Genomic DNA, 1825 nt, shown 5'->3' with positions numbered 1-1825 from the left:
CCCCTAAGCCGAGTTTTCAAGGTGCTGCGCCGTCCACTTGGTTTTCGAGACTGGCCTTTTAATTCTAACGTAAAGCCAACCTAGAACGGCGGGGTTTCAGACCCAAAATTTCCGATGAGAAAGTTATCCGCAATCAATAAAGTATCGAATCGGGGCAAGAAAAATTCAACTAAGAGGAGTTTAACTGATGACAGCCGCCACTGAAAAAGATTTAAAAAGATTGGAGGATTTAATTATCGGCATTGCCAACGGACAAAAAGCGATCGAAAACCGACTAACCACCATGGAAAACCGACTAACCACCATAGAAAACGGACAGAAGAATTTAGAGTTAGGGCAGTCGGAAATTAAAGGCGATATCCGAACCCTAGACGCGAAGATAGAGGGTTTAAGCGATCGAGTTAAAGTTATAGAGAACGCGGCGGGAAAAACCACCGATCTCGCCGAAAAAGTCGGAGAATTGAAAAACTGGAAACAGATCGGGGTAGTGGTGATCACCGCTTCGCTCAGTTCGATCCTCAGTGGTGTTACGGGTGGGGTAATCGGTTGGCTAATCCGAGCGGCGAAAGTTAATCCCTAATGGCGTTGCCGAATCAAGAATATGAATGCTGATTTTGCACCCGTCCACCAGCCAACCTAGTCCTAGGTTTTAAAAATTGCCCAAAAAGACAGGTGATAATTAGACTTTGCTGAATAAATCTAAAAACCTTGTTGGGTAAGACTTTTAGACTTTTTTCCCCTTAAAAAGTGCCAGCCATTGGAGGGAGCGGGGGGAAAATTCCAGGACTTTTTCTCTGAAAATTAGGTAATTGACCAGATGAGAATCGGTAAAAACCTACACCCCACACCCCACACCCCACACCCTGTCCCCACGAAAAACTTTTTCAGCAGGCCCTAATTATCCCCAAAATACTCTAGGGAGTAACCTAAATAACCAACCCTAAAAAGACTCTCTGCTAAACTTGAGTCAGTAGATGCACCCTGATGAAAAAGGAGAGTCAAAGAAAGCTCTCCTTTTTTTTTGAGAAAGCAATCCGGGGGGGATTTAGCCGCGGTTAGCAGGTAGTTTCGCTTTGCGCGCCATGTCTTTGAAACCATTCAAACTTGGACCAGGGCGACGGCGAGACATACTAGGAGTAATCAAGTATTTTGTCGCAAATTCCACTTCTTGCGGCTCTACTTTACCGTTAGTGGGGGCTACGGGGGCCGGTGCGCTCACAGGAGCGGCGGGAGTTTCTTTTGCTTGCTTTTCTTTCTTAACAGAAGTTTTTTTCGCTTTTTTCTCGGCTACAGGGGCGGCAGCAGACTCCACAGCAGGGGCGGGCGCTTCCACAACAGGCGCGGCTGCTGCCGTGGTTGCTGTCGCTTTTTGTTCACCATCGGTTTCTTTTAGTTCTAGGTAAAAGTCAGATTTTTTGCCACCAAAGAGATTTTTTAACATCGGGGATCACTCCGAGAGTTGGGAAAATGTAAAAGACTAGGTATTTTAAAATTTATCATTGACCGGGATCAGGCAGCAAACAAGATTATTCTCTTGACGATTTGCCTCTTTCATCTATTTTTCTTTGGATAATCCCTGACAGAAAAAGGTTTTAAAAACAAGTTAAATTTACAAAAATTAACAAAAATCAAGAACGAGAAACCCCGACGCAAACAAGGGCAAAAACTGCTAGAGACGTTGCTGACAACGTCTCTAGATTATTTAGGGTTTGCTGAATAAATCTAAAAACCTTGTTGGATAAGGTTTTTAGACTTTTTTTCCCTCAAAAAGTGCCGACCATTGGAGTGATTGGGGGGAAAATTCAGGTACTTTTTCCCTGAAAAT

At 44.1% G+C, this 1825-nt stretch carries 2 protein-coding genes; one reads left to right on the top strand and one right to left on the bottom strand.

Annotation, left to right across the window (positions count from 1 at the left end; all coding sequences use genetic code 11):
* The first annotated feature begins 187 nt into the window (after positions 1-187).
* Complete coding sequence (locus PX636_RS08200) at positions 188-580, top strand: hypothetical protein (RefSeq protein ID WP_002798686.1); 393 nt, start codon at positions 188-190, stop codon at positions 578-580.
* A gap of 465 nt (positions 581-1045) precedes the next feature.
* Here the strand turns inward: PX636_RS08200 and PX636_RS08195 are convergent, their stop codons facing one another.
* Positions 1046-1441, bottom strand: coding sequence for a hypothetical protein (locus tag PX636_RS08195; RefSeq protein WP_012264931.1), 396 nt, complete (start codon positions 1439-1441; stop codon positions 1046-1048).
* Between the last annotated feature and the right edge of the window lie 384 nt (positions 1442-1825).

Source organism: Microcystis sp. M53598_WE2 (assembly GCF_030067735.1).
GTDB lineage: Bacteria > Cyanobacteriota > Cyanobacteriia > Cyanobacteriales > Microcystaceae > Microcystis > Microcystis aeruginosa.
The sequence above is the reverse complement of the archived record's forward strand: the minus strand, read 5'-3'. Positions and strand labels throughout refer to the sequence as shown.

Coding starts and splice junctions, on each gene's coding strand:
- PX636_RS08200 (WP_002798686.1), top strand. CDS start 188: ATGACAGCCGCCACTGAAAAAGATTTAAAAAGATTGGAGGATTTAATT.
- PX636_RS08195 (WP_012264931.1), bottom strand. CDS start 1,441: ATGTTAAAAAATCTCTTTGGTGGCAAAAAATCTGACTTTTACCTAGAA.